This window comes from Chitinophaga pinensis DSM 2588, assembly GCF_000024005.1.
In the GTDB taxonomy this organism is placed as follows: Bacteria; Bacteroidota; Bacteroidia; order Chitinophagales; family Chitinophagaceae; genus Chitinophaga; species Chitinophaga pinensis.
In genome coordinates this window covers 5,103,762-5,129,768 of sequence record NC_013132.1, presented here as the reverse complement: position 1 = coordinate 5,129,768, position 26,007 = coordinate 5,103,762, and the positions used below count along the sequence as shown (strand labels likewise).

The 26,007-nt window shown below is 45.9% G+C and carries 14 protein-coding genes; 8 read left to right on the top strand and 6 right to left on the bottom strand.

What is annotated here, in order from left to right; translation table 11 throughout:
• Positions 1 to 43: 43 nt before the first annotated feature.
• The gene (locus tag CPIN_RS20430) at positions 44 to 670 is read right to left on the bottom strand and encodes a response regulator (RefSeq protein ID WP_012791746.1); all 627 of its coding nucleotides are present in this window, start codon (positions 668 to 670) and stop codon (positions 44 to 46) included.
• Positions 671 to 919: 249 nt separating this feature from the next.
• Here CPIN_RS20430 and CPIN_RS36855 point away from each other — a divergent pair, with 249 nt between their 5' ends.
• The 7 genes from CPIN_RS36855 (at position 920) to CPIN_RS20395 (ending at position 18,654) form a co-directional block, all read left to right on the top strand.
• Positions 920 to 11,608 (top strand): Ig-like domain repeat protein, encoded by a 10,689-nt coding sequence (locus CPIN_RS36855; protein ID WP_012791745.1) that lies wholly within the window; start codon positions 920 to 922, stop codon positions 11,606 to 11,608.
• Positions 11,609 to 11,659: 51 nt separating this feature from the next.
• Positions 11,660 to 12,790 carry a type IX secretion system outer membrane channel protein PorV gene (gene porV / locus CPIN_RS20420; protein ID WP_012791744.1) on the top strand — a complete coding sequence of 377 codons (1,131 nt, stop codon included), beginning with the start codon at positions 11,660 to 11,662 and terminating at the stop codon, positions 12,788 to 12,790.
• Between the two features lie 139 nt (positions 12,791 to 12,929).
• Positions 12,930 to 13,241 (top strand): hypothetical protein, encoded by a 312-nt coding sequence (locus CPIN_RS20415; RefSeq protein WP_012791743.1) that lies wholly within the window; start codon positions 12,930 to 12,932, stop codon positions 13,239 to 13,241.
• A 150-nt stretch (positions 13,242 to 13,391) separates the two neighbouring features.
• Positions 13,392 to 14,366, top strand: coding sequence for a sugar phosphate isomerase/epimerase family protein (locus CPIN_RS20410; RefSeq protein ID WP_012791742.1), 975 nt, complete (start codon positions 13,392 to 13,394; stop codon positions 14,364 to 14,366).
• Positions 14,367 to 14,509: 143 nt separating this feature from the next.
• Positions 14,510 to 15,319 carry an SDR family NAD(P)-dependent oxidoreductase gene (locus CPIN_RS20405; protein WP_012791741.1) on the top strand — a complete coding sequence of 270 codons (810 nt, stop codon included), beginning with the start codon at positions 14,510 to 14,512 and terminating at the stop codon, positions 15,317 to 15,319.
• A gap of 33 nt (positions 15,320 to 15,352) precedes the next feature.
• The gene (locus tag CPIN_RS20400; RefSeq protein ID WP_012791740.1) at positions 15,353 to 16,270 is read left to right on the top strand and encodes a helix-turn-helix domain-containing protein; all 918 of its coding nucleotides are present in this window, start codon (positions 15,353 to 15,355) and stop codon (positions 16,268 to 16,270) included.
• 617 nt (positions 16,271 to 16,887) lie between these two features.
• On the top strand, positions 16,888 to 18,654 hold the full coding sequence (locus tag CPIN_RS20395) for a M23 family metallopeptidase (protein ID WP_012791739.1): 1,767 nt from the start codon (positions 16,888 to 16,890) through the stop codon (positions 18,652 to 18,654).
• 145 nt (positions 18,655 to 18,799) lie between these two features.
• On the opposite strand, the gene CPIN_RS20390 is transcribed toward CPIN_RS20395, so the two are convergent.
• The 5 genes from CPIN_RS20390 to CPIN_RS20370 form a co-directional block, all read right to left on the bottom strand.
• Positions 18,800 to 19,117 carry a hypothetical protein gene (locus CPIN_RS20390; protein ID WP_012791738.1) on the bottom strand — a complete coding sequence of 106 codons (318 nt, stop codon included), beginning with the start codon at positions 19,115 to 19,117 and terminating at the stop codon, positions 18,800 to 18,802.
• A gap of 203 nt (positions 19,118 to 19,320) precedes the next feature.
• Positions 19,321 to 19,743: a hypothetical protein gene (locus CPIN_RS20385; RefSeq protein WP_012791737.1), complete on the bottom strand. Its 423-nt coding sequence runs from the start codon at positions 19,741 to 19,743 to the stop codon at positions 19,321 to 19,323.
• A gap of 1,012 nt (positions 19,744 to 20,755) precedes the next feature.
• A complete protein-coding gene (locus CPIN_RS20380; protein ID WP_012791736.1) occupies positions 20,756 to 23,275 on the bottom strand; it encodes a YfhO family protein in 2,520 nt (839 codons plus the stop codon).
• Between the two features lie 105 nt (positions 23,276 to 23,380).
• Complete coding sequence (locus CPIN_RS20375; RefSeq protein WP_012791735.1) at positions 23,381 to 24,709, bottom strand: hemolysin family protein; 1,329 nt, start codon at positions 24,707 to 24,709, stop codon at positions 23,381 to 23,383.
• Positions 24,710 to 24,752: 43 nt separating this feature from the next.
• A complete protein-coding gene (locus CPIN_RS20370) occupies positions 24,753 to 25,109 on the bottom strand; it encodes a winged helix-turn-helix transcriptional regulator (protein ID WP_012791734.1) in 357 nt (118 codons plus the stop codon).
• Between the two features lie 96 nt (positions 25,110 to 25,205).
• On the opposite strand from CPIN_RS20370, the gene CPIN_RS20365 reads away from it, so the two are divergent.
• Positions 25,206 to 25,949, top strand: coding sequence for an SDR family NAD(P)-dependent oxidoreductase (locus CPIN_RS20365; protein ID WP_012791733.1), 744 nt, complete (start codon positions 25,206 to 25,208; stop codon positions 25,947 to 25,949).
• Positions 25,950 to 26,007: the final 58 nt, after the last annotated feature.

Here is a 26,007-nt window from a genome sequence, read left to right as displayed (position 1 = left end):
GGGGCTGAATATAGAAATTTTTTTTAATAAAATAAATAGGGGATTATGAGTAGAGCTGTACTTTCTCTATCATTTCTATGACATTGGAGACCTGCAGTTTTTCGAAAATCCTTTTCTTATAGGTGCTGACGGTAGATATCTGTAAACTGAGTTTATCTGCGATTTCGGCCACACTGGAACCTTTAATCAACAACTGCATGATATTATTTTCACGGCTGGATAAACGTTGAATAGGATTTGTAGCGCTTTTCTTATTAGTGAAGTTATTTAATAATGTCTGTTTCAGGGTAGGACTGAGGTATTTTTCATCCCTCAGCAGCGTTTTAGCTGCATTTTTAATTTCTTCTATACCCGTTTTTTTAGACAGGAAGCCATCGGCGCCTGCCTCCAGATATCTCCATCCAAAGATCTGTTCATCGTAGCTGGAGAAAATAAGGATCCTGATATCTGGATGGCGTAAACGAATCACATCCAGCATCTGGTGATTATTTCCCCCCGGCATATCGATATCCAGGATGACAAGATCAAATTTTTTGGTAGATAATATCTTCAGGGTGTCTTCAAAACTGCCCGCTTCACTGACCTGCGCGTCGTCGATTGACTTCTGCAGGATGAGTGTAGTACCGTAACGAACTACCTCCTGATCATCTACAACAAGTATATTAGGCATAGTAAGTAATTGTGTAAAAGTACGTTACAACGTCTAAATAAACAACGAATGTAATATACAGTACCAGATTTTGTAGTAAAACTACTACATATTAATACAAGTTATTCTAAATAATTATATCAAACAAGTATATAAATTTGTAACATATGAAAACCGTCTTTTGACACCAGACTGGCATATACCTATGAGTGATCCGGGAAACCCTGGCAATGTATCCCGTTCCTATACAACTTCACCAATTATTTTCAGATGAAATTATTTCTACGTAAATGCTTGGGCTGCATTCTTTTGTGTTGCCTTTTCAGTATTTCTTTATTTGCACAGACGGGACCTGCGGGCGTTAATAACGGCGTGGTGTTGTGGCTGGACGCAAATGATGTACTGGCAGGAGCGACTGCACCCGCTTATGGTAGTACGCTTTCTACCTGGTATGATAAATCAGGTAGCGGGCATAATGCTGTCAGCTCAGGAGCTAACCCCGTGATTTACAATAGTGGCGGCGCCAATGATCGTCCGGTTGTTCATTTTAACCGGACGTCCGCCAGTGCAGGTTCAGGGATGACTGTCAACGGGATGGATATACGGGCAGGGACGCTGGCCGATGTAACCATCTTCGCGGTATACCGGCCAGGGACAAACGATGGTAACGCCCAGGCAGTCTGGGGAGCAGATGTCGGGGCCACCCAGCAACGCTACTTCAACAACAAGGCTGCTACCGGAACGACGGATGCCAGTCTGAATACAGGAGGGACCGCGGTCGTCATACCCGGGGGTGCAAAATCCGGAGAAACGAGACTGGTCACGGCCGTCTATAGTAAAGGAACGAGTAACGCATCTGCAGTTTACCTGAACGGTAAGCTGATTTCTGCATTTACGGACAATACAGGCGATGCCACCGGCAGGGCTGATCTGAGGATCGGCCTGGATGGAGATAATAACTATTATAATGGTGATATCAGTGAACTGATTGTTTACAACAGGAAACTGAGTGCATGTGATATAGAAAAGATCAACATTTATCTTGCCAATAAATATGCAACGGATTTTACCGATATGGCTTCTAACTATACACTCGGTATTCCATATAATAATGATATTAATGGGGTAGGTATCCGTACCTCCGCCTGTTCAGGTACTTATAATATGAGTGCCTCTTTCAGTGGCATCCTTTCGGTGACCAATCCATCTCAGACCAATACCAATGTGGTACTGAGCTTTGGTAACGACCGCGCGGGATACGGACAGTCCACGCAAACCCCGTCGTCCCACATTTCCCGTCTGCAACAGGTATGGAGAGCCGACCTGAATGGTAATATCGGTACGGTCGATGTCTGCTTCGAACTGACAGGATTGGGTATCGATGTATCTAATTCGGGTAACTTCGCCCTGCTGATCGACAAAGACGGAGATTTCAGTAATGCAACCGCGATCAGCTCCGGTATCACTATCCTGGTGAATAGGGTATGTATATCTGGTGTAAACCTCACAAAGGGCGACTATTTCACCCTGGCTACCAGGGCTGCTACCAGTGTTGCTTCAGAGATTACTTCTGCGAATGAAGGCATTCAGCAGAAATCCCTGTTTACTGTCGCTTCAGTGATCGATGATCAGATCCTCGTAAAAGGAGCTGCCAACGTAACAGATGGACGTGTATATATAGATACCGGATTTGTTTCGGGAGACGTGATCACCTGGGGAACATTACCTTCCGGCGTGACAGCTGCCTATAATGCGACAACCGGTGTTGCTTCCTTCACCGGTTCTGCTACAGCTACCGAATGGCAGGCATTTTACCGTACGGTGAAGTTTAATACGACCAGTGGTAATACCGGCAACAGAACGATTCGTTTTGTACTGGGTAACGTGGTGAGTTACACCGTAGGTACAAAGCCTCACTACTACGAATACATTACGACTCCAATGAGCTGGACAGCGGCAAAAGCTGCTGCAGAAGCCCGCACACTGTATGGTTTGCAGGGTTATCTGGCTACCAGCACCGCACAGATTGAAAATGACTTTATCACGTCTAAGCTGTCCAGCGATGGATGGGTGGGCGGTACCTGTGACTATCAGATTGTAAATACTGTTCTCGGACGCACTGCTTATAATGACCAGGCATCCGCTTATGGCGCTTATTACTGGGTAACAGGACCTGAAAAAGGAACCCCGATATCTACCGGCCTGAATAACCCGGTAGCAGTAGGCAGTGCATACATGAAATGGAATGGCGGGGAACCTAATAACTATCAGAACACAGATGAACGTTACATGCAGCTCTATTCTACCAATCAGGGTAGATGGAATGACCTGAACAACTCAAACAACCTGGGTTATGTGGTGGAATATGGTGGATATGCATCCGATCCGGTATTGAATATTGATTACAGCAGGGTAGTGACCAATGCACCACCTGCGCCAAATATTGTTTCCATTACTGATGATACAGGTCTCAGCGCAACTGATACCATCACCAATGATGCTACACTGAAATTGAACGGTACAGGTCAGGCATCTGCTACCATAAATGTATACAGGGCTGATCTCGGATCTACTTCATTAGGTACAGCCTCCGTGAATTCTTCCGGCAACTGGACATTCGACTATACGGGTACGACCCTGACGGATGGTACTTATTCCTTTACCGCAACAGCGACAACAGGAGGTAATACCAGTGCTGCGAGTCCTGTATTTAAAGTGACCGTCGATCTGACGGCGCCTGCTAAACCAGGAAGACCAACTTTAGCGCCAACATCTGGTAGCGGTAATGCTACTAATGATGTGACGCCTGATCTGACAGGATCTGCGGAGCCAGGTTCACAGATAAAAGTATATGACGGTGCAACACAGATCGGTACAGCGACGACAAATGCTGCTGGTCAGTGGACAATGACCGCGCCTACCATGACGGCGACACTCCATAATATTACAGTAACAGCGACAGACGTTGCTGGTAATACGAGTATGCCGAGCGATCAGTTCCCGCTGACAGTAGACGTTACGGCTCCTGCAACTCCTCCTGCACCAACCCTGGTAGGTGGTGTTGGTAATGTTACCAACGACAATACTCCTGACATTAAGGGTACTGCAGAGAATAACAGTATAGTAACTATATATAGTGGTACTACCATTGTAGGAACTGCTAATGCGAATAGCAGTGGTGATTACATATTCACTTTCCCGACACTGGCGGATGGTTCCTATACGATCCGTGTGACTGCGACTGATGCTGCTGGTAATACCAGCGCGAAAAGTCCGGCATTAACGTTTACGGTAGATACACAGGCACCGGCAGTGCCAACACTGACAACGGCTGTCAATCCTACCAGCAACAACACGCCGACCGTTACAGGAAAAACAGATCCTAATACCAGCGTAACCATCTATAAAGACGGTACCGCCGTTACAACAGTAACCTCAAATGGTAGCGGTGATTATATTTATACGTTTAGTCCGGCGCTGGCGGATGGTACTTACGCACTTACTGCTACTGCAAAAGATGCCATAGGTAACGTGAGCAACACAAGTGCGACGCTGAATCTTACAGTAGATGCAACAGCACCTGCTGCACCGGTGATTACCACCAGCAAACTGGTTACCAATATCAATACACCTGTTATTACCGGAACCGCTGAAGCTAACACGACGGTCACTATCTACAGAGGTGCTACCGCTGTTGGTACAGCACCTGTAAATGCTTCCGGCAACTTTACTTATACATTTGCAACACTGGCCGATGGCACTTATGCCGTATCTGCAACTGCAAAAGATGCAGTAGGCAATGTGAGCCCGCCCAGCAACGTATTAAATATTACAATTGACACACAGGCGCCACCTGCGCCGGTTGTTAGTTCCAGGACTACACCTGCAAATGACAATACACCTACTGTTATCGGAACTGCAGAAGCTAACAGCACTGTCACTATCTACTCAGATGGTGCTATCGCTGGTACGACTACGGCGAATGCTTCCGGTGCATTTACATTCACCTTTACGGGTGCGCTGGCTGACGGTCTGCGTGCTATCACAGCAACGGCGACAGATGCTGCAGGTAATACCAGTGTATTAAGTGCTGCCCTGAATATCATGATCGATACACAGGAGCCGGCAAGACCAGCTGCACCAACCTATGCAGATGGAAGAGCAGGCGGGCTGACGAATGACAATACACCTGATATTAAAGGAACAGCAGAGGCAAATAGCACTGTCACTATTTATGTAGACGGATCTTCTGTAGGTACTACTACGGCTGATGGCAGTGGTAATTATACTTATACACTACCGGTTCAGGTGGATGGTCCACACACGGTAGCGGTAACCGCGACAGATGCAGCAGGTAATACCAGCGCTATGAGTCCGGCTATGAATTTTACAGTAGACACTCAGGCCCCGCCTGCCCCAAGTATCACTACGGCGAAGAATCCGACAAACGATAATACACCGGATGTAAGCGGTACGGCAGAAGCTAACAGCACCGTAACGATCTATATTGGTGGTTCTTCAGTAGGAACAACTACCGCTGACGCTAGTGGTAATTACACCTTTACGCTGCCAGCACAGGCGGATGGTACATATGCGGTAACTGCTACAGCAACCGATGCATCAGGTAACACCAGTGCACCAAGTGCTACCCTGAATCTGAAAATAGATACACAGGCACCTTCTGTACCAACTATCACTACGGCGAAGAATCCAACAAATGATAATACACCGGATGTAAGCGGTACGGCAGAAGCTAACAGCACGGTAACGATCTATGTTGGCGGTTCATCAGTAGGCACAACTACCGCTGATGCCAGTGGTAATTACACCTTTACGCTGCCAGCACAGGCAGATGGTACATATGCGGTAACCGCTACATCGACTGATGCATCAGGTAATACCAGTGCACCAAGTGCTACCCTGAATCTGAAAATAGATACTCAGGCACCTTCTGTACCAACTATCACTACGGCGAAGAATCCAACAAATGATAACACGCCGGATGTAAACGGTACAGCAGAAGCCAACAGCACCGTAACTATCTATATTGGTGGTTCTTCAGTAGGAACAACTACCGCTGACGCTAGTGGTAATTACACCTTTACGCTGCCAGCACAGGCAGATGGTACATATGCGGTAACTGCTACATCGACTGATGCATCAGGTAACACCAGCTTACCAAGTGCTACCCTGAATCTGAAAATAGATACTCAGGCACCTTCTGTACCAACTATCACAACGGCAAAGAATCCGACAAACGATAATACACCGGATGTAAGCGGTACGGCAGAAGCCAACAGCACCGTAACGATCTATATTGGTGGTTCATCCGTAGGCACAACTACCGCTGATGCCAGTGGTAATTATACCTTTACGCTGCCAGCACAGGCAGATGGTACATACGCAGTAACTGCTACCGCAACCGATGCATCAGGTAATACCAGCGCCTCAAGTGCTACACTGAATCTGAAAATAGACACTCAGGCACCTTCTGTACCAACTATCACTACGGCGAAGAATCCGACAAACGATAATACGCCAGATGTAAACGGTACAGCAGAAGCCAACAGCACGGTAACGATCTATGTTGGTGGTTCCTCCGTAGGTACAACTACTGCTGATGCCAGTGGTAATTACACCTTTACGCTGCCAGCACAGGCAGATGGTACATATGCGGTAACTGCTACAGCAACTGATGCAGCAGGTAACACCAGTGCGCCAAGTGCTACGCTGAATCTGAAAATAGATACACAGGCACCTTCTGTACCAACTATCACAACGGCAAAGAATCCGACAAACGATAATACACCGGATGTAAGCGGTACGGCAGAAGCTAACAGCACCGTAACGATCTATGTTGGTGGTTCTTCAGTAGGCACAACTACTGCTGATGCTAGTGGTAATTACACCTTTTCGCTGCCAGCACAGGCAGATGGTACATATGCGGTAACCGCAACATCTACAGATGCTGCAGCAAATACCAGCGTACCAAGTGCTACGCTGAATCTGAAAATAGATACACAGGCACCTTCTGTACCAACTATCACTACGGCAAAGAATCCGACAAACGATAATACACCGGATGTAAGCGGTACGGCAGAAGCTAACAGCACCGTAACGATCTATATTGGTGGTTCTTCAGTAGGCACAACTACTGCTGATGCTAGTGGTAATTACACCTTTACGCTGCCAGCACAGGCAGATGGTACATATGCGGTAACTGCTACATCGACTGATGCATCAGGTAATACCAGTGCATCAAGTGCTACACTGAATCTGAAAATAGATACACAGGCACCTTCTGTACCAACTATCACAACGGCAAAGAATCCGACAAACGATAATACACCGGATGTAAGCGGTACGGCAGAAGCTAACAGCATGGTAACGATCTATATTGGTGGTTCTTCAGTAGGCACAACTACTGCTGATGCTAGTGGTAATTACACCTTTACACTGCCAGCACAGGCAGATGGTACATATGCGGTAACCGCAACATCTACAGATGCTGCAGCAAATACCAGCATACCAAGTGCTACACTGAATCTGAAAATCGACACTCAGGCACCTTCTGTACCAACTATCACTACGGCAAAGAATCCGACAAACGATAATACACCGGATGTAAGCGGTACGGCAGAAGCCAACAGCACGGTAACGATCTATATTGGTGGTTCATCCGTAGGAACAACTACCGCTGATGCCAGTGGTAATTACACCTTTACGCTGCCAGCACAGGCAGATGGTACATATGCGGTAACTGCTACATCTACAGATGCTTCAGGTAATACCAGCGCCTCAAGTGCTACGCTGAATCTGAAAATAGATACTCAGGCACCTTCTGTACCAACTATCACTACGGCGAAGAATCCAACAAATGATAACACGCCGGATGTAAACGGTACAGCAGAAGCCAACAGCACCGTAACTATCTATATTGGTGGTTCATCAGTAGGAACAACTACCGCTGACGCTAGTGGTAATTACACCTTTACGCTGCCAGCACAGGCAGATGGTACATATGCGGTAACTGCTACATCGACTGATGCATCAGGTAACACCAGCTTACCAAGTGCTACCCTGAATCTGAAAATAGATACTCAGGCACCTTCTGTACCAACTATCACAACGGCAAAGAATCCGACAAACGATAATACACCGGATGTAAGCGGTACGGCAGAAGCCAACAGCACCGTAACGATCTATATTGGTGGTTCATCCGTAGGCACAACTACCGCTGATGCCAGTGGTAATTATACCTTTACGCTGCCAGCACAGGCAGATGGTACATATGCGGTAACTGCTACGTCGACTGATGCATCAGGTAACACCAGTGCACCAAGTGCTACACTGACTCTGAAAATAGATACTCAGGCACCTTCTGTACCAACTATCACAACGGCGAAGAATCCGACAAACGATAATACGCCAGATGTAAACGGTACGGCAGAAGCCAACAGCACCGTAACGATCTATGTTGGTGGTTCTTCAGTAGGAACAACTACCGCTGATGCCAGTGGTAATTACACCTTTACACTGCCAGCACAGGCAGATGGTACATACGCAGTAACTGCTACCGCAACTGATGCAGCAGGAAATATCAGTGCGCCAAGTGCTACCCTGAATCTGAAAATAGATACTCAGGCACCAACTGTGCCGACCATCACTACGGCGAAGAATCCGACAAATGATAATACACCGGATATAAGCGGTACAGCAGAATCTAACAGCACGGTAACGATCTATATTGGTGGTTCATCCGTAGGAACAACTACCGCTGATGCTAGTGGTAATTATACCTTTACGCTGCCAGCACAGGCAGATGGTACATACGCGGTAACTGCTACCGCAACTGATGCATCAGGTAACATCAGTGCACCAAGTGCTACACTGAATCTGAAAATCGACACTCAGGCACCTTCTGTGCCGACCATCACTACGGCGAAGAATCCGACAAATGATAACACGCCGGATGTAAGCGGTACGGCAGAAGCTAACAGCACCGTAACGATCTATATTGGCGGTTCTTCAGTAGGTACAACTACCGCTGACGCTAGTGGTAATTACACCTTCACCTTACCAGTACAGGTAGATGGCACACACGCCATCTCTGCAACATCCACCGATGCAAGTGGTAACACGAGCGCGAAAAGCAATGTCCTGAACTTAGTAGTTGACACACAGGCTCCAGCTGCTCCGGTAGTAACTGCCAGAACAACGCCGGCTAATGACAACACGCCAACCGTGATTGGTACGGCAGAAGCGAATAGTACCGTCACCATTTATGCAGATGGTACAGTTGCCGGTACAACCACAGCTGATGCCAGCGGTAAGTTCACTTATACCTTCGGTGCATCCCTGTCAGATGGTAACCATGCCATTACAGCTACAGCAACAGATGCAGCAGGGAATACCAGCACAATGAGTGCTCCGTTGAATATCAATATCGATACGCAGGCGCCAGCTGCTCCAACCATTACGACTGCAAAGAATCCTACCAATGACAATACACCAACTGTAACCGGTAAAGCGGAAGCTAACAGCACCGTGACGATTTATGTGGGTGGTAGTGCTGTAGGAACAGCCAGCGCAGATGCAAGCGGCAACTATACTTATACTTTCGGTACAGCGCTTTTAGACGGAACACATGCTGTAACTGCAAGGGCGACAGACGCCACTGGCAACACCGGTGCCTCCAGCGCAATCCTGAACCTGATTATTGATACACAGGCGCCGGCGGCTCCGACCGTAAAAACTGATAAGAATCCGACGAATGACAATACACCGGTAATTACTGGTAAAGCAGAGCCCAACAGCACGGTGACAATCTATGATGGCAACACCGTTGTAGGTACAGTTCCTGCTGATGCAAATGGCGACTATACTTATACCTTCAATCCTGCATTATCCGACGGTACACATACTATTACCACTACCGCCACTGACGCAGCGGGTAATACAAGTGGAAAGAGCAATCAGCTGCCAATCAACATCGATACACATGCACCAGCGACACCTCCTGCACCGGTACTGGCCGATGGAAAACCTGGTGGACTGATTGACGATGCCACTCCAGGTATTAAGGGTACTGCGGAGGCTAACAGCACCGTAACGATCTATCTGAACGGTAATGCGGTGGGTACAACTACAGCAGATGCCGCAGGCAACTATACTTATACATTTAATCCAGCACTGGCCGACGCCAGCTATGCTATTACCGTGACGGCAACCGATGCCGCAGGTAATACCAGTGCACAAAGCCCGGCCTTGAATATCACCATTGATGCAACTGCGCCTCCAACGCCAGCTGCGCCTCAACTGATTGATGGCAAGAATGGCATCACCAATGATGCCACGCCATCTATCAGAGGCGATGCGGAACCTAACAGCACGGTAACCGTATATGTTGATGGTAAACCAATCGGCACTACAAAAGCAGATGCCGACGGTCATTATACCTACACTATCGAACCAGCACTGGCAGATGGCAAACATGATGTAACCGTAACTGCTACAGATGCAGTAGGTAACACCAGCGGTCAAAGCCCGGCACTGTCCTTCGTAATTGATACACAGGCGCCGGCTGCGCCAACGGTAACAACCGACAAGACGCTTACCAATGACAATACACCAACCGTAACCGGTAAAGCAGAACCTAACAGCACCGTAACTGTATATGTTGACGGTAAGACAGCTGGTACGGTAACTGCTGACAACAACGGTAACTACAGCTACACCATCAGTCCTGCAATGATAGATGGTGGCCATAACGTAACAGCTACCGCAACTGATGCTGCAGGTAACACCAGCGTACCATCAGCTACGCTTAATATCACTGTTGATACACAGGCGCCGGCTGCTCCGACAGTTGTACTGGCCACACCGGCTGTTCAGGGTGTGGTAAGTACCACCAGACCAACCATCACCGGCGAAGCGGAAGCCAACAGCACCGTAACGATCTATGCCGATGGTGTTGCAGTTAGTACTACAGTTGCTGACGCCGATGGTCATTACACCTATACTTTCAACCCTGGTTTATCTGAGGGTGCGCATACGATCACGGCGACTGCTACTGATGCTGCCGGTAATACCAGCTTGCCAGGTACTCCGCTGAAGTTTTCAATTGATGCGGTTGCACCGGAAGTGCCGGCTCCACCAATCTTACCTGGTATCAATGTACCAGGACTGGTGAACACCACTGAGCCGACAATCACCGGTACAGGCGAACCAGGTACACTGATCATCATTTATACAGATGGTAAAGCAATCGGATCTGCTATCGTGAAAGCAAACGGAGAATGGTCTTATACCTACAACCCTCCGCTGAGCGAAGGTCCGCATAAAGTATCTGTGACAGCATCCGACGAATTAGGTAATGAAAGTGGTCATAGCCGTGAAGTAATCCTGACCGTCGATGTTACAAGACCAGACGTTGCGATTGTTACACTGAGCGCTGAACCATTATCCGGACCAGTAACATTCATGTTCACATTTACAGAAGATGTACTCGGATTCGAATCATCTGATATCAATGTAATGGGAGGTAAGGTGACTGAATTCAAGCAACTGACGCCAAGCACATATGCGGTGATCATCCTGCCGGAATCAGAAGGCATCATGATGGTGAACGTTCCTGCCAACGGAGCAACTGACCTCGCAGGTAATGGCAACAGGGTATCCAGTACAATCGCGCTCCGCGTCAAATTCGGTGCAGGTGTCGAAATGGTATATCCACAGCCGGCAACGGATATCGTGAATGTGCGCTTCAGTGGGGTAGATGACGGCAACGCGAATGTAACCATGACCAGCATGGCAGGACAGGTGGTATTACAGCAGAACGCTGCTTTAAGAACCAATATTCTGACCCTTAATACCCAGCGTGTACCTTCCGGTACTTACGTACTGCTGATCAGATTAAAAGAGAAGACTTTCACGACTACGATTGTAATAGCAAGATAAATACACTTATAGCCCCGGTAAGATCTGCCGGGGCTATACAAAAAAATTGAGATGATACGTTTCCGTTTCCGCTCTGCAGCATTAGCTTTTTTAATGGCGACAGGCCTGCCTCCAATATTGCAGGCACAGGACAAAACCCTGAATGTGGCAACTTCCGCCGCTCCGTTTCTTCGTGTATCTCCGGATGCACGCGCGGGTGGTATGGGAGATATGGGCATTGCTACACAGGCGGATGCCAATTCCCCGTTTTATAATTTGTCCAAGATCGCATTTGCCGAAGCTCCCAATAGTCTGGCGGTGTCCTATGTTCCCTGGCTGAGAGAGGTCAGCAACAAGATCTATCTCGCCACGGTGAGTGGTTATCACAAGCTGGATGACGATCAGGCCATTAGCGGTTCCTTACGCTATTTCAACCTGGGCAAGGTTCAGTTTGCGGATGCTCTTGGCAATGCACTGGGTAGCTCCAGTCCGAGGGAGTTTTCCCTGGAAGGCGGCTATGCCCGTAAACTGGGAGAGCATTTCAGCCTGGCCCTGGGCGCTCGATACATCTATTCCAAACTGGCAAGTGGTAATGCGAATAACTCAGGTGTTAATTATAAAGCAGGTAATGCTTTCGGAGTGGACCTCTCCATGACTTATAACATGGTTGACGAAGAGGGGAAAGGACTGGCCATGGGAGCAACTATTACCAATCTAGGTTCCCGTGTCAATTACAGCAACAATAGTACATCCAAGGAATACCTGCCTTCCAACTTTGGTCTGGGCGCGAACTACAGACTGCCGATGGAAGAAGGACATAAAATAACGTTCGGGCTGGAAATCAACAAGTTACTAACGCCGGTTGTACCGAATGATTCCGCTGGTATTGAATCTTACTACGACTACAGTGTGGTAAAAAGCTGGTTCAAGTCTTTCAGCAGCGCCAATGGAGGATTCAAATCCTTTCAGGTGTCACTGGGCGGTGAGTACAGCTTTACTGACCAGTTCTTTGTAAGAGCAGGTTACTTCTGGGAAGATAAAACCCATGGCGACCGTAAATACGTTACTACCGGACTGGGGTATAAATACGGCTCGGCAATGATCAATGTTGCCTATATCGTACCCTCAGGGAATGGGTTCAACCGTAGTCCGCTGTCCAACACAATACGTTTCGGTGCGACAGTCGACCTCCCCTGGGAATAATTTCGCATCCTCAATCCTGTATATACCTACACCTATCTGAAGGTCCGCCGCCCCGTGGACCTTCTTGCTTATTATTAAAAATGTTCATATATTGCCGGTCCTAAATAGCATATCTCCTAAACCTAAACCCAAAACCTCTATGATCTTCTTTTATGGACGCAACAGTTTCAAAGTAAAAGCTGTGCAATTGGCGGAAATTGGCATTCAAGAGTCAGTACCGGGCGTTGTGCAGTTTGAATACAGACAACAGTATGCGCATCTGTACTGGATACCAATGTTTCCGATAGGCTCCATGTGGTGTGTACGCAAAACCGACAACAAGTTGTACGAAGTAAGTAACGAATTATTACCTGCTTTAAATGCTATACCAAGACCCAAAATGGGCTGGCTGGCATTTGCAGGTCCTATTGTTATTGCTGTTGGATTGCTGTTTGCAAAAATCTTTCTGTAAGCAATTTTTACAGTCAAAAAAACAGGAAAGGGAGTACCGTGGGGGTATTCCCTTTCCTGTTTTGGACCCGTTCCTCCTTATACTTTTCTTGTCATCACCGTTTTTTTGTATTTTCAGATCTGCACCATGCCACGTTAAAAAAACTAAAATATGAGCTCAAGAAGAATTTTTATGCAGCAGGCTGGCTTAATAGCAGCCGGATTGATGATCAATCCCTCAGGTATTTTCAGTCGAGGCAGAGAAAATACAGTGAACAGGATAGGAATTCAATTGTACACCCTGCGCGACCAGCTCGCGAAGGATGTTAAAGGTACCATCGCCAAAGTAGCGGAAATAGGCTACAACCACGTGGAAACCTTCTACGGTTACAAGGCGCCTGACCAGAAAGAGCAGTTCTGGGGCCTGGATCCCAAAGGACTGAAAGCCTTACTGAAAGAACATAAGCTGCTCACCCACAGCGGTCATTATCAGCTGAATGACTACCTGACCCGTGGCAATGGGAACGATGAAGCACTGAAAGTCCAGATTGATATTGCAAAGGAACTGGGACAACAATACCTGGTTGTACCTGTACCTCCGATAGCGTTGTGGGACAAACTGACTGCGGACGACTATAAATTCATCGCTGAACAACTGAATAAAGCAGGAGAACTGGCAGGAAAATCTGACCTGAAGGTGGGCTATCATAACCATTTCTGGGAATTCAGAAACCAACCTGACGTGAATACCACCGGTTATGAAATCATGCTGAAAGGTACTGATCCTTCTTTAGTAGCATTTGAACTGGATTTATTCTGGGCTATCAAGGCAGGCATGGACCCAGTAAGACTGTTTAAGGAACATCCTGGCCGTTTTGCGATGTGGCATGTGAAAGATATTGATAAGGCAGCCCAGGAAAAGATTGCGGGTGGCGACAATGATAAGAAAACGTCCATGGAGATACTGCCCAAAGTGAAATTTGCGGAAGTAGGTACCGGGGCTGTGAAGTTTAAGGAGATCTTTGACAATGCAAGCCTTGCCGGTGTTAAATACGCCTTTGTCGAGCAGGACCAGATCTCTATTGATCCATTTGATAGTATCAAAAAGAGCTATGGGTATGTAAAGAGCAATTTGCTGAGACGATAAGTCCGGAGGATATATAACTGAAAACGGGTAGTAGCTGCCAGATAGCGCAACTATTACCCGTTTTCTTTTTCGGATACAATAACCGGCTATATGGATACATTTGGTTTCCTGGTCTGTAGTTCCTTTGTATCAAAGAACAATACATGACGAAAGTAGCTTTGATAACAGGGGCATCCACAGGTATAGGAGAGGCCTTTGCCAGACGGTTAGCCGCCGCAGGACACCACCTTATGTTAGTTGCCCGTAACGGAGAGAAATTACAGGCTTTAAGCCAACAATTAATGGCTCAGCACAAGGTTAAGGTATATTATCAGTCCCTGGATCTATCGATTGCAGATGCAGATCAGCAGCTGGTCGCCGAGGTAGCTGATAAGGGACTGGATGTCGATCTGCTGATAAATAACGCGGGTATCGGCAGTGCAGGTGATTTCACTTATTTACCACTTGCCGGCGAGTTGCGCATGATGCAGTTGAATATGCAGACCCTGGTGGCACTGACCCATCATTACCTTATCCCGATGCGGATACGCAAACAGGGTACTGTTATAAACGTGGCTTCTATGGCATGTTTCCAACCATCGCCTTTTATGGCTACCTATGCTGCCTCTAAAGCATTCGTACGCTCTTTTACAGAAGCTGTTGCAGAAGAAAACAGCCCTTTCAATATACAGGTCATGTTGTTATGTCCTGGCGCTACAGAAACCAGTTTTTTTGACAATGCGCAGATGAAGAAAGATGACCGGCAAACCATTCTGGGCAATACTCAATTACAAACTCCTGAGCAAGTGGTAACGGCCGCCCTGAAGGGATTACAAAAAGGAAAGCGGATCACTATCTCCGGAAGTAAGAATCTGCTGCTCATGAGGATCGCTTACTTTTTTCCTAATAAAATGATCACCCGTATTTTTGCGAAGGCTTTCCGCCCACATTTCCAGCAACAGGCATCCTCTTAATTCTTTGTACATTTACCACACAGTTTCCTTCATATGAAAAAAGAGAACATACCGTTTCATATCGCTACTATCATACAACAAGCGGAACTGACAGGTATAAGTGCTCCCTTGCATCCGCTGATATCGATTTTCAGATTAGAACATGTACCTGTTAAGGAGATAGGAGAGACGATGCGGTTTACCACCGGATTTTACTCTATTGCGCTGAAACATGGCTGTCCTTGTAAGTTAAAATATGGTCAGACAAGCTATGATTTTAATCAGGGCGTCTTATCCTTCTTTGCACCCAATCAGGTACATACGCTGGAAGCAGGTGATGCCATCGCGCCTGCAGGCTGGTGTATGAATATACATCCGGACTTTATCCGGAATACGTCACTGGATGCAAAGATGAAACAGTATCATTTCTTTCAGTACGCGATAAACGAGGCATTGATCCTGTCAGAACAGGAAGAAGCGATGATCAAAGCTATTTTGCAGGGTATTGCACAGGAATACCAACAGCCTATCGATCGTTTCAGTCAGGATATTATTATTAATCAGTTGGAGCTGCTACTCAATTATAGCAATCGTTTTTACAACAGGCAGTTTATTACGCGTAAACCTGCATACAATGATATACTTGAAAAAGTAGAACGGGTATTGAATACATATTTTGAGCATGACAAGACAGCTACTGAAGGCTTACCTACTGTCAGTTATCTTGCAGGACAGCTGCATATGTCATCCAAGTATCTGAGTGATACACTGCGTCAGCTCACCGGACAAAGTGCGCAACAGCATATTCATGATTGTCTAATAGAGAAAGCCAAGGAAGTATTGGCAGGTACACGTCTTTCTATCGGAGAGATTGCCTACCAACTCGGGTTTGCCTATCCGCAGGCATTCAACAAACTATTCAGGAATAAAACTGCGATGTCTCCTATGGAATACAGACAGCTGTTTAACTGACCGCAGTATCATATACTCAGGTTCCTGTGTGTATGATATACTTCCGGAGCAGATATTCCCAATGCCAGTTTTAGTTATTAGTTATCGCACACACTTGCTAACGTCTGATTAAAACGAATAACCAGACGGGGATTAACGCCACTGATGTGTGATTGATTAATCTCATTTATCCTATGTGCACAATTCATCCGATGCTGACTTAAAAATCAAAAATCCTCCTCCTTTGCAGTTGCCCCGATACAGCGTATAGCTACATTGAGAGTATGCTGCATCAAATGCACCTTCTTACCGGGCATACTAATTAAACCCGGCGTTACTCGCGCCTGCTTTCCAGGACACGAATGTTTATAGCCCCGAATGCCCCATGTTTCCCCTTGTAATCCCTACAAAAGTGTACTCCGCTTCATTTACTGCCTGAAATACCTGTATACTGCGTACTTCCCGAAATACGTATTTCCCGCAAAACCCTTTACCAACATACGTTTCCCGCCTCTTATTTTCTCAATACCGCCATTTACCATTGAAATCTCGCCAGATAGGAATTGGCATTTTTCTTTGCCTGAAGGATGTCCTTATTTTGCCTTCGTAATAATTTTTAACCCCGAAATTTTCACTTTATGAAACTTTTACTTTCTGCGGCAGCTGCATTGTTATGTATGCAGACATTTGCGCAGGATCCACAACAAGAAGAGAAGGAATCGCCTGAACTTTTGTATAAGGCTATTCAGAAACCAACCTTAGCTATTCCGCAGGGAGCTGATGGAGATGAGATCAGTAATAAACCTGCGGTCAGCCGATTCAGAACGATCACTCCTTCGAGAAAGATAGTCGCTCAAAAGCAGGTGATCTTTACAGAAGCAGACGCTCCCGGCATTGCCATGTTTCGTAGTGGCAGCTGCGCGCCTCCCGTAGTAGAAGACGGCCTGGACCCTGTATACAGTGGTGTAAAAGCACATATGCCTTTATACCTGCCTTACAAAAGCGGCAGCGTAGGTATCTGGCAAGGCTTTTATTACAGCTGGGACAACGACAATAACGGCGCTAAAGACCCTCATCGTGCGATTGACTATGGCAAGTCATCCGTAGCGTCTAATGAGGATCCGACTTTTGGTGTTTACGCCATTGCACCTGGTAAGGTAATAGACGTTTATTGGTCTAATGGCGGTGGTAATATAGTTATCATCGAGCACACTGCTCCTGACGGATTCAAATATCGCAGCCGCTATCTCCATTTACGTAACGGCTATGACAATGACCGTGGATTAGCCAAAAACTCTCCGACCGCCAAATACAAATCCTTTGCTACCAGTGGTACCAGCAGCAACCTGTGCTGGGGTACCAATAGCCAGACCATCAAGGTAAAGAAGAACGATATCGTACAAGCCGGACAGTTCATTGCCTATTCCGGCAATACCGGCTCAGGAGGTATTGGTGTCATTCTTAATGATGACGGTACATTGAAAAACGCAGATACCAAATCCTTCAATGTACACCTGCACTTCGAAGTAAGCGTACTGGATACCCGTACCGGCCATAGCGGCGAATGGGTAAATGTTGACCCATATGGCACTTACAACCACAGCAGTGTAAGTTGTTATGACCTGGGAGCGGTTACTCCTTATGAGCGCCTTTTTGCGCCTTTCTATCCTAGCTTCCATAATGTACCGCTGGACCTGGTAAATAAGTACTGGGCATATTATACCGGTATGGGTATGGCATTACAGACTGTCAGCGTAGACCGTAATGGTAGTTCACTATATGCAGCAGGTTCTTTCCAGTGGGGACTGTCAACAGCATGGTATGCCCGTTTTTATATGACTGGCTCTACCTACCAGACCTACTTCAATACCTATAATGCACAAGGTATGCGTCCACGTCAGATATCTGTGACCAAAGACGGCAGTGGTAACCCGCGCTTCTCTGTAATATGGGAAAAGAATCCTGGCGGACAGGCAGCCTATTCTGTGCACAATGCAGATGATGCAACTTTTGACAATGCCTGGAAGACATATGTTACTACTAAAAAGTGGCATGTGCAGGAACACGTTGACTATACTGTAAACGGGAAAAGGCTTCATGCGGCAGTATTTGTTAACAAGCCAAATGACAATGGGTTTTACCTGTACTATGGTATGAATTCCACCGATTTCAACAACAAGTTCAACGAACTGTATCCAAACTGGGAACTGAAAAGTATCTGTGTGAATGGCAGTAAAGTAGGAGGGGTATGGCGTCCTAAAAAGAACAACTATGCCGCCTACTATGGTATGTCATCATCAGATTACCAGTCAAAATTCAATCAGTTTTCTTCACAGGGTCTGCGTCTGTTGAAAGTCCAGAACTATGACGATAATGCACGTTTCAGTGCAGTATGGGGAAAATAATCAAAGAGATGCGTCCGCTGTGTCAAATATCGGACGCATCTCTGATCACCTCTTTTTATCATTCGGTTTGTTATACACCTTAAAGAAGTTTCCATAGCTCAGCGTGCGGCCTTTCAGACACGGTACGGTTCTTTTATTGTACCACTTACACCTTACCTCTGCCTTTGGGAGGCGTTTTACCGGGATGTTTATTCCAGGCAGGGTTAGGTTCCGTGTTTTTCTCCAGGAGTACTTCAATAGAATAGAAACGGCTTTCAATCTGGATCTCATGTGCGATCTGCCTTTGTTCTATATCAATCATCCTGGACTCCATATTGTTAAACCTCGTTCCAATACCGGTCAATATAAGTTCGAGAGATGTCAACCTTTCATCCATTGTTTTAAACCCCTCTTGAACCGTTTTTTCCAATGCGGATATCCGGGAAATAAGCATGTCTATCGTTTCGTTGGATACATCAGCCATAAGAAATATTTGATTAATCAGCACGCACGGCCCCAATCTGCCTTATTACTACAACGACACAGCTCTTTCTTCTCTCTATAAACATTCTGGGTACCGTGCGATGCTATTTTGATATAATTGCAATGGGCGGCTTTCTGTCTACTCCGGATAAGCCCGCGGTTACATTCCCCTCTTTTGATATCCTCATGTCGTTCCTACACAATTCATGCAGCTGCTTCCTTTACTGCATTTTCGGCTGCCGGGTCCTTTTTCTCTTCGCTGTTATCTGTCGGAGCCATATTAGCGCCCTTTAATGCAATCAGTTCATTTTTTAACTCCACTAGCTCGTTGCCGAATTCCACAGTCTTACTATAAATGAAATCAGCCCTGACATTGGCATGTTTCAGCTGTCGCTTCAGCTTGTGATTGCTCAGCACCATTGTGATCAGGTTTGATTGCAATGTCGTCTGATCTGTCCTTATCGCCTGTGCGGCTGATTCTATTTTCCTGATCCTGCTATCGTGGCTAACGATATTATCATACAATTGTCTGAATGTAATCAGCAGTCTTGCGAAGGACACATCAAGTTCCTGGAATTTATCCTGGACAATACCTGCAATCTGCTTGTGGAATTTACGTTCTTTCATAAATGTTCTTTTTAAATGATTCTAAATGATTCCTGAATAAAAAGTTGGTCCCGCCCCAAAATGAGTTAGGGAAGAAGGAGCTGACAACTCCAGATACTTGTTGCTGTTAAGGTGTTTGTTAAGGTGCTTTGGCAGCGGCTTTTATGTAACTGAGACCATTTCGACCCTACCACTTTTATCAACGGTATCGTTCATCATTGTCTATTGTTAATACAGTTCAGTAAGGGTAATCTGTACTTCAAACTCTATCGCAATGGCAATAACGATAGCATTGGCAATACAATAGCGATAGCATTAATAATTACAGCAGCAATTACTTTCAGCCAATACGAGCGCATAACCAGCCCGTAGGATAAACCTACAGGACAGTAAGATAAGACTGCGGAATAATCCCTGAGATAACCCAATAGGACAGCTCACAGAATATCTCTGTAAAGAATTATCCCCGTATCACAGACATAATATATCGTTCCGTCAACAACAGACGGAAACCTATGTTATCATTGCCTCGTTATTTCATGATTATTACTGTAGATGAATATTACAGCAGTGTATTTCAAATAGGGGTACAAACAAACGCATACAGATGCATCTTCTTTTTTATTTCTATACTCTTTTAATTTCCCTCCAGCAAATCAACCTGTTCAACAAATACTACAACCTCTTTCCAATGTAATGGTCTTTGCTTTAATCGCCGCATCCTGGCGCTTTTCATGCGATGTTTGGTCATAAGATGTCTTTATAAAATGGTTGGTAAATTCTTTAGGAAAGAAGATCTCTGTTTATTAAAATCTAAACAGAGATCTTCTTTTATATTGCTCTTTTAATGCCGTTTAATATTCAGATATAGCGTCCATCTATATTCGGCGAAATGCTATTCTCTTTACAAACAGCTGCTATTCATGACGCTAAAACAACGGTATTCGCGCTACCCACTATCGCTGACAAACATACGCTTCAACCCTCTATATACCTTATTCTATCTATGATTGCCGTCTCTGCCTCAAAATTATCAAACACTTTTTGATTTCTCCTCATTCACTTTGTTCATTCTAAAATTCAATACTATGCCTCCGGTCAGCAGTAATAACATTACCAGGTAACTACCAATCGATAACTTCATACCAGTATAGTATGCAGCCGGTTCAAACCTGAACAGAATAGTATGTTTACCTGCTGGAACCGGCATACCGCGTAAAGCATAGTTCACTCTTGCATACGGTACTTCTGTACCATCCACATACGCTTTCCAACCCTGGCTATAGTAAACTTCTGAGAATACCGCAAACTGCGGACTCACCGTATTGGAATTATAACTGATCTCATTCAGATTATTGGCAATCAGGCTGATCGTTGCTGTTGAATCGTATACCGGCTCGCTACTCACCGTGTTTTTGTAACGTCCATCAATCACCACAGAATCACGGGTATTCATATGATCCAACATGCTCATTTCCTCCTCAGCATTTTTCGCCCACACGATCTGTTTTACAAACCATGCATTGCCTAATGCCTCAGGGTTACGCTGAGCCACCGGTTGCCCATCTGCTCCTGGTACGATCACATATTTTGTATTGAGCATATTGAGTACCTGCAAATTATTCCTGCTGATCTGCCGTTCAATAAGATCGGCATAGAGTTGGAGCTTTGCTGCATGGTATCCACCTACACTCTTGTGGAAGTAGGATGTCATCGCATCATCAAAAGGATGAGCCGTCAGGTTAAACACCCTGTAGTGAGGATCTTTATCCTGTAATATCTGTTGGTCAGCCGCTGATGCCTGGAATGGTCTGCTGTAGTTACTCTCATCCATAAAACTCTCACTATTGAGATACCTGCTATCTACCTGCAAAAGATCTATTGTCGCCAATATACCAATACCCGCCAGCAGATAAGTAGTATTGAATCCTTTTTTCAGGAAGAACCATAGTAACAGGAATACCAGACCTGCAAAGAATGCTGCCCGCCATACATCGTGATGATACAGCTGTTCCCTGTCTGCATATAATGCGCTCATTAACTCTCCGCTCAATTGCGTATTGCCCTGCAACATCTGCGTCAGTTCTGACTGGAACCTGTCATCTCCGCCTGGATTCTGCGGATCATGAGTGGCGTTGGTATAATTCGCGCTCAAGGATGCTGCATAAATGATTACCAGCAAACCTGCCATAATCAACCCTGTCCATTTCAGTTTTTTCATCAACACTTCCTTCGTTATTTTACCACCTATCAGTTCCTGCAAGGTTAATACAGCTAGGATAGCGAAAGAGAACTGCGGAATAATCAAAGCCTGTGATGGTGCACGGAATTTATTATACAGTGGGAAATGATCAAACATAAAGTAGTTAAATGCAGGGAAGTTACTGCCCCAGGCCAGGACAATGCCTAATACACTGATAGCGATCAGCCACCATTTATGCCAGGACCTGATAATGAAAAGTCCCAGTAACACCAACATACAAATCACAATACCCAGATATACAGGTCCGGAGGTGCCTAACACCGACTGGTCTCCCCAATAAAGATTCCAATGTTTAATCAGTTGTTCTGACTGATTCTCCGGTACACCCATAGCCGACAACTTCTTAAAAGTCTCTGAATCTTTACTCAATGAACCGGAAGAACTACCGCCGTAGATATCAGGAACCAAGAGCGTAAAGCTTTCAAACTTTCCATAGCTCCAGGCAAAAGCATAACTTCTTTCCAGTCCTCCCTGTGGTTTATCTGCTGTTGCGGCAGTCGGCAGTGGTGTCAATTCTGAAGTGCCTCCACGGGTACTTTCTTTTGAATATTCGTAGGTCGTCCACAGACTAACCGCGTTTGTGGCTAATGCAAGTCCGACGGCCAGCAATACGGCTAGTCCACCTATAATCAGTTCTTTATATTGTTTCTGAAGTATACTGTAAACAGCATATGCTACACCAATAACACCCAGTATAAGGAAGAAATAATAAGTGATCTGCAGGTGATTTGCACCTATCAGATAGGTCAGTGCCAGGGCCATAATACCAGTCCCCAACAGGTAACGCTGACGAATGATCAGTATAAGCCCGGCGATTACTGCCGGCATATAAGCCATCGCGAGCATTTTAGTTTCATGCCCTGTTACAATAATAATAGGCGAGTAGCTGGCGTAGGTATACGCAACTGCTCCCAGAAATCCGAGCCAGGGATTTGCGCCCAACGTTATGCATAAAAGATAAAAACAAATCGCTGAGAGAAACAGCACATTCACTGGCTTTGGAAGCCCCAGCGTCAGTATGGCGGGTATATAGTTAACAAAGTCATAAGGCGTTTCAAGTGCAATCTGGTATGTCGGCATTCCGCCAAACATGCTGGTCGTCCACAGCGGCGTAATGCCATGTGCCTGTTTATAATCCATTGCTTCTTTTGCCATACCCTGCCACTGTACATTATCACTCTGGCTGAGTATTTTGCCGTTCATAGCAGGCCGGCAGTAAATAATTGAAAGCAGCAGCAGCGCCAAAATGGCAATTGCATGTGGCAACAGTGACTTTAATCGTTTGATCATCGCAGGATATTATTGGCTAGTTTACTTTTCAAGATAAAATTTTCCAGGACAAAAAAAGAGCACCATTATAAAACGGTGCTCCCTTTATTTTTTTAACAGCATGACTTATTTATTGTCATCCTTCTCTTTGTCTTTATCGAAATTACAGATGTGTACCTTGGCGATACGGTGCTGATCCATTTTGATCACTTCCAGCTTCAGGTTACGCCAGTTGATGCTATCGCCGGCCTCAGGGATCTTACCCATTCTGTCCAGGATGAAACCACCCAGGGTCACGAAATTCGTCACGTTTACCTTCTGCGGATCTGCATCAATACCCATCATTTCAAGGAATTCAACAAACGGCAGCTGACCATCCACCAGGATACTACCATCTTCATTGCGAATTACCTCATATTCAAATTCATTCGTTTCAGAGATATTACCTACCAGTGCATCCACGATATCGTTGATCGTCACCAGACCTTTAATGGAACCAAATTCGTCCACCACCATTGCCTGATAGATCCTCTCACGTTTGAAGAGCTCCAGCAACTGATAGGTACGGTTGTGTACTGTTACCACCAGCAGTTTACGGCTGATCGCTTCCAGGTTATTGACAGCGCCGTTGAAGTTATCGCTCAACAGGTCTTTGGAATATACAAAGCCGGTCGTATGGTCCAGATCACCTTTAGCGATCGGATATACAGTATGTTTCTGCGTCAGGATCTTCGCCTTATTCACTTCCGGATCATCATCTACGTCCAGCCATACCACCTCATTACGAGGGGTCATCAACGCAGATACATGACGATCTCCCAGATTGAAAACGTTCTGGATAAGCGCCTTTTCTGTTTCCTCAATAACACCACCCTGATGGCTTTCTGCTATGATTACACGTAATTCTTCTTCTGTGTGAATGTCTTCGTGCTCGTGTACCGGACGAATACCTACCATACGCAGGATCACGTTGGCAAAACTGTTCAGCATCCAGATAAACGGTCTGAATACTACATAAAACAATTTCAGGGGCAGCGCCACTGTAAATGTCGTAGGAACAGGTTTACGGATGGCCAGTGATTTTGGCGCCAGTTCACCGAATACGATATGCAGAATGGTAATTCCCAGGAACGCTATAGGAATAGCAATCTTATGCGCAACAGCTTCCTGCATGTTGAAATTGAGAGCATGGAATATATTGAGGATCAATTCAGTCATTACCTTTTCCCCAACCCAGCCCAATCCGAGAGAAGCTAACGTGATACCCAGCTGTGTTGCAGCAAGGTAACCGTCCAGATTATTGACAATGTTTTTGGCTACCTGCGAAACCGTCTTGCTGCGGCCCGCACTTACTTCGATCTGCGACGATCGGACTTTCACAATCGCAAATTCTGCTGCTACAAAAAAACCGTTCAGCAGCACCAGAAAGATGGTGAAAAATATGTCTAAGGTCATGTATGGTGTGTCTTATTTTAAACTAAAGTTTCTTAAGATAGTACTATTTTGTCTTTTCAGGCCGATGTTTATCACCCCAGTCAGAGATGCATTCCAACATCGGCTTCATTGATTGTCCGTCGTTTGTGAGTTCATATTCCACTCTCGGTGGCACTTCCGCATACACCAGTCTCGTGATGAGACCATCCTTTTCCAGCTCTCTTAGCTGTAATACAAGGATGCGCTCGGATACGTCAGGAATCACCTTTTTCAGTTCACTATACCGCAGTTTGCCATCCAGCAGGGCCCAAAGAATGTTAGGCTTCCACCTTCCACCTATCAGATCCAGCGTATAGGCCATGCCGCAATTTAAGTGTATCTTATTCCTGTTCAATGTATTAGTTGAGCTTTCCTTTCTCATTACTTACATTTTAGTCAGTACTTAATAATCTTGTCAGTACCTGTAAAATTACGGCTACCGCTTTACTTTTACAAACAATTAAGAAAAAAATTAATTATGAAACATCTTGAAAACAAAGTCGCACTGATCACAGGCGGTAGCCGTGGCATGGGTGCAGCGATCGTAAAACAGCTGGTAGCTGCCGGCGCCAGGGTGGCTTTTACATATGTACGTTCTGCCGATCAGGCGGCAGCGCTGGCCGACGCCATCGAACAAGGCTATGGACAAAAACCACTGGCTCTACAAGTAGATAGCGCTGACCATAACGCGGTTACGGCCGCCATTGAAACCGTTGTTTCCAGACTGGGAGCTATTGATATCCTGGTCAATAACGCCGGTGTATATGGAGAAAGACCGTTTGAAGAGCAAACCGTTGCCGACTATGATCAGATGATGGATATCAACGTGAAAGCCGTATACGTAGCCTCAGTAACTGCCGCCAGACATATGAGAACAGGTGGTCGTATCATCAGCATCGGCAGTAATATGGCCGATCGTGTAGCGCATCCCGGTGCAACGCTCTATTCCATGAGTAAATCAGCGCTGGTAGGCATGACGAAAGGGATGGCCCGTGAACTTGGACCCAGAGGCATCACTGTCAACCTGGTTCAACCTGGCCCCATCGATACCGATATGAATCCGGCCGATAGTGCTTATGCAGCTGGTCAGATAGCCCGGCTGGCATTGACACATTTTGGTAATGTGAACGATATTGCCAGTCTGGTGAACTTCCTGGCAGGACCTGAAAGCGGGTTTATCACTGGCAGTGCATTGACGATTGACGGCGGCTCAAATGCCTGAATTTTAATCCCTGTTGGCACTGTTGCTTAAATTTCGGCGACAGTGCCAATAAGGGATT

Bases quoted from the DNA above. Each gene is read 5' to 3' on its own strand.
- CPIN_RS20405 (WP_012791741.1), top strand. From the start codon at position 14,510: ATGACGAAAGTAGCTTTGATAACAGGGGCATCCACAGGTATAGGAGAG.
- CPIN_RS20375 (WP_012791735.1), bottom strand. From the start codon at position 24,709: ATGACCTTAGACATATTTTTCACCATCTTTCTGGTGCTGCTGAACGGT.
- CPIN_RS20365 (WP_012791733.1), top strand. From the start codon at position 25,206: ATGAAACATCTTGAAAACAAAGTCGCACTGATCACAGGCGGTAGCCGT.
- CPIN_RS20390 (WP_012791738.1), bottom strand. From the start codon at position 19,117: ATGGCTGATGTATCCAACGAAACGATAGACATGCTTATTTCCCGGATA.
- CPIN_RS20385 (WP_012791737.1), bottom strand. From the start codon at position 19,743: ATGAAAGAACGTAAATTCCACAAGCAGATTGCAGGTATTGTCCAGGAT.
- CPIN_RS36855 (WP_012791745.1), top strand. From the start codon at position 920: ATGAAATTATTTCTACGTAAATGCTTGGGCTGCATTCTTTTGTGTTGC.
- CPIN_RS20410 (WP_012791742.1), top strand. From the start codon at position 13,392: ATGAGCTCAAGAAGAATTTTTATGCAGCAGGCTGGCTTAATAGCAGCC.
- CPIN_RS20380 (WP_012791736.1), bottom strand. From the start codon at position 23,275: ATGATCAAACGATTAAAGTCACTGTTGCCACATGCAATTGCCATTTTG.
- porV (WP_012791744.1), top strand. From the start codon at position 11,660: ATGATACGTTTCCGTTTCCGCTCTGCAGCATTAGCTTTTTTAATGGCG.
- CPIN_RS20395 (WP_012791739.1), top strand. From the start codon at position 16,888: ATGAAACTTTTACTTTCTGCGGCAGCTGCATTGTTATGTATGCAGACA.
- CPIN_RS20415 (WP_012791743.1), top strand. From the start codon at position 12,930: ATGATCTTCTTTTATGGACGCAACAGTTTCAAAGTAAAAGCTGTGCAA.
- CPIN_RS20370 (WP_012791734.1), bottom strand. From the start codon at position 25,109: ATGAGAAAGGAAAGCTCAACTAATACATTGAACAGGAATAAGATACAC.
- CPIN_RS20400 (WP_012791740.1), top strand. From the start codon at position 15,353: ATGAAAAAAGAGAACATACCGTTTCATATCGCTACTATCATACAACAA.
- CPIN_RS20430 (WP_012791746.1), bottom strand. From the start codon at position 670: ATGCCTAATATACTTGTTGTAGATGATCAGGAGGTAGTTCGTTACGGT.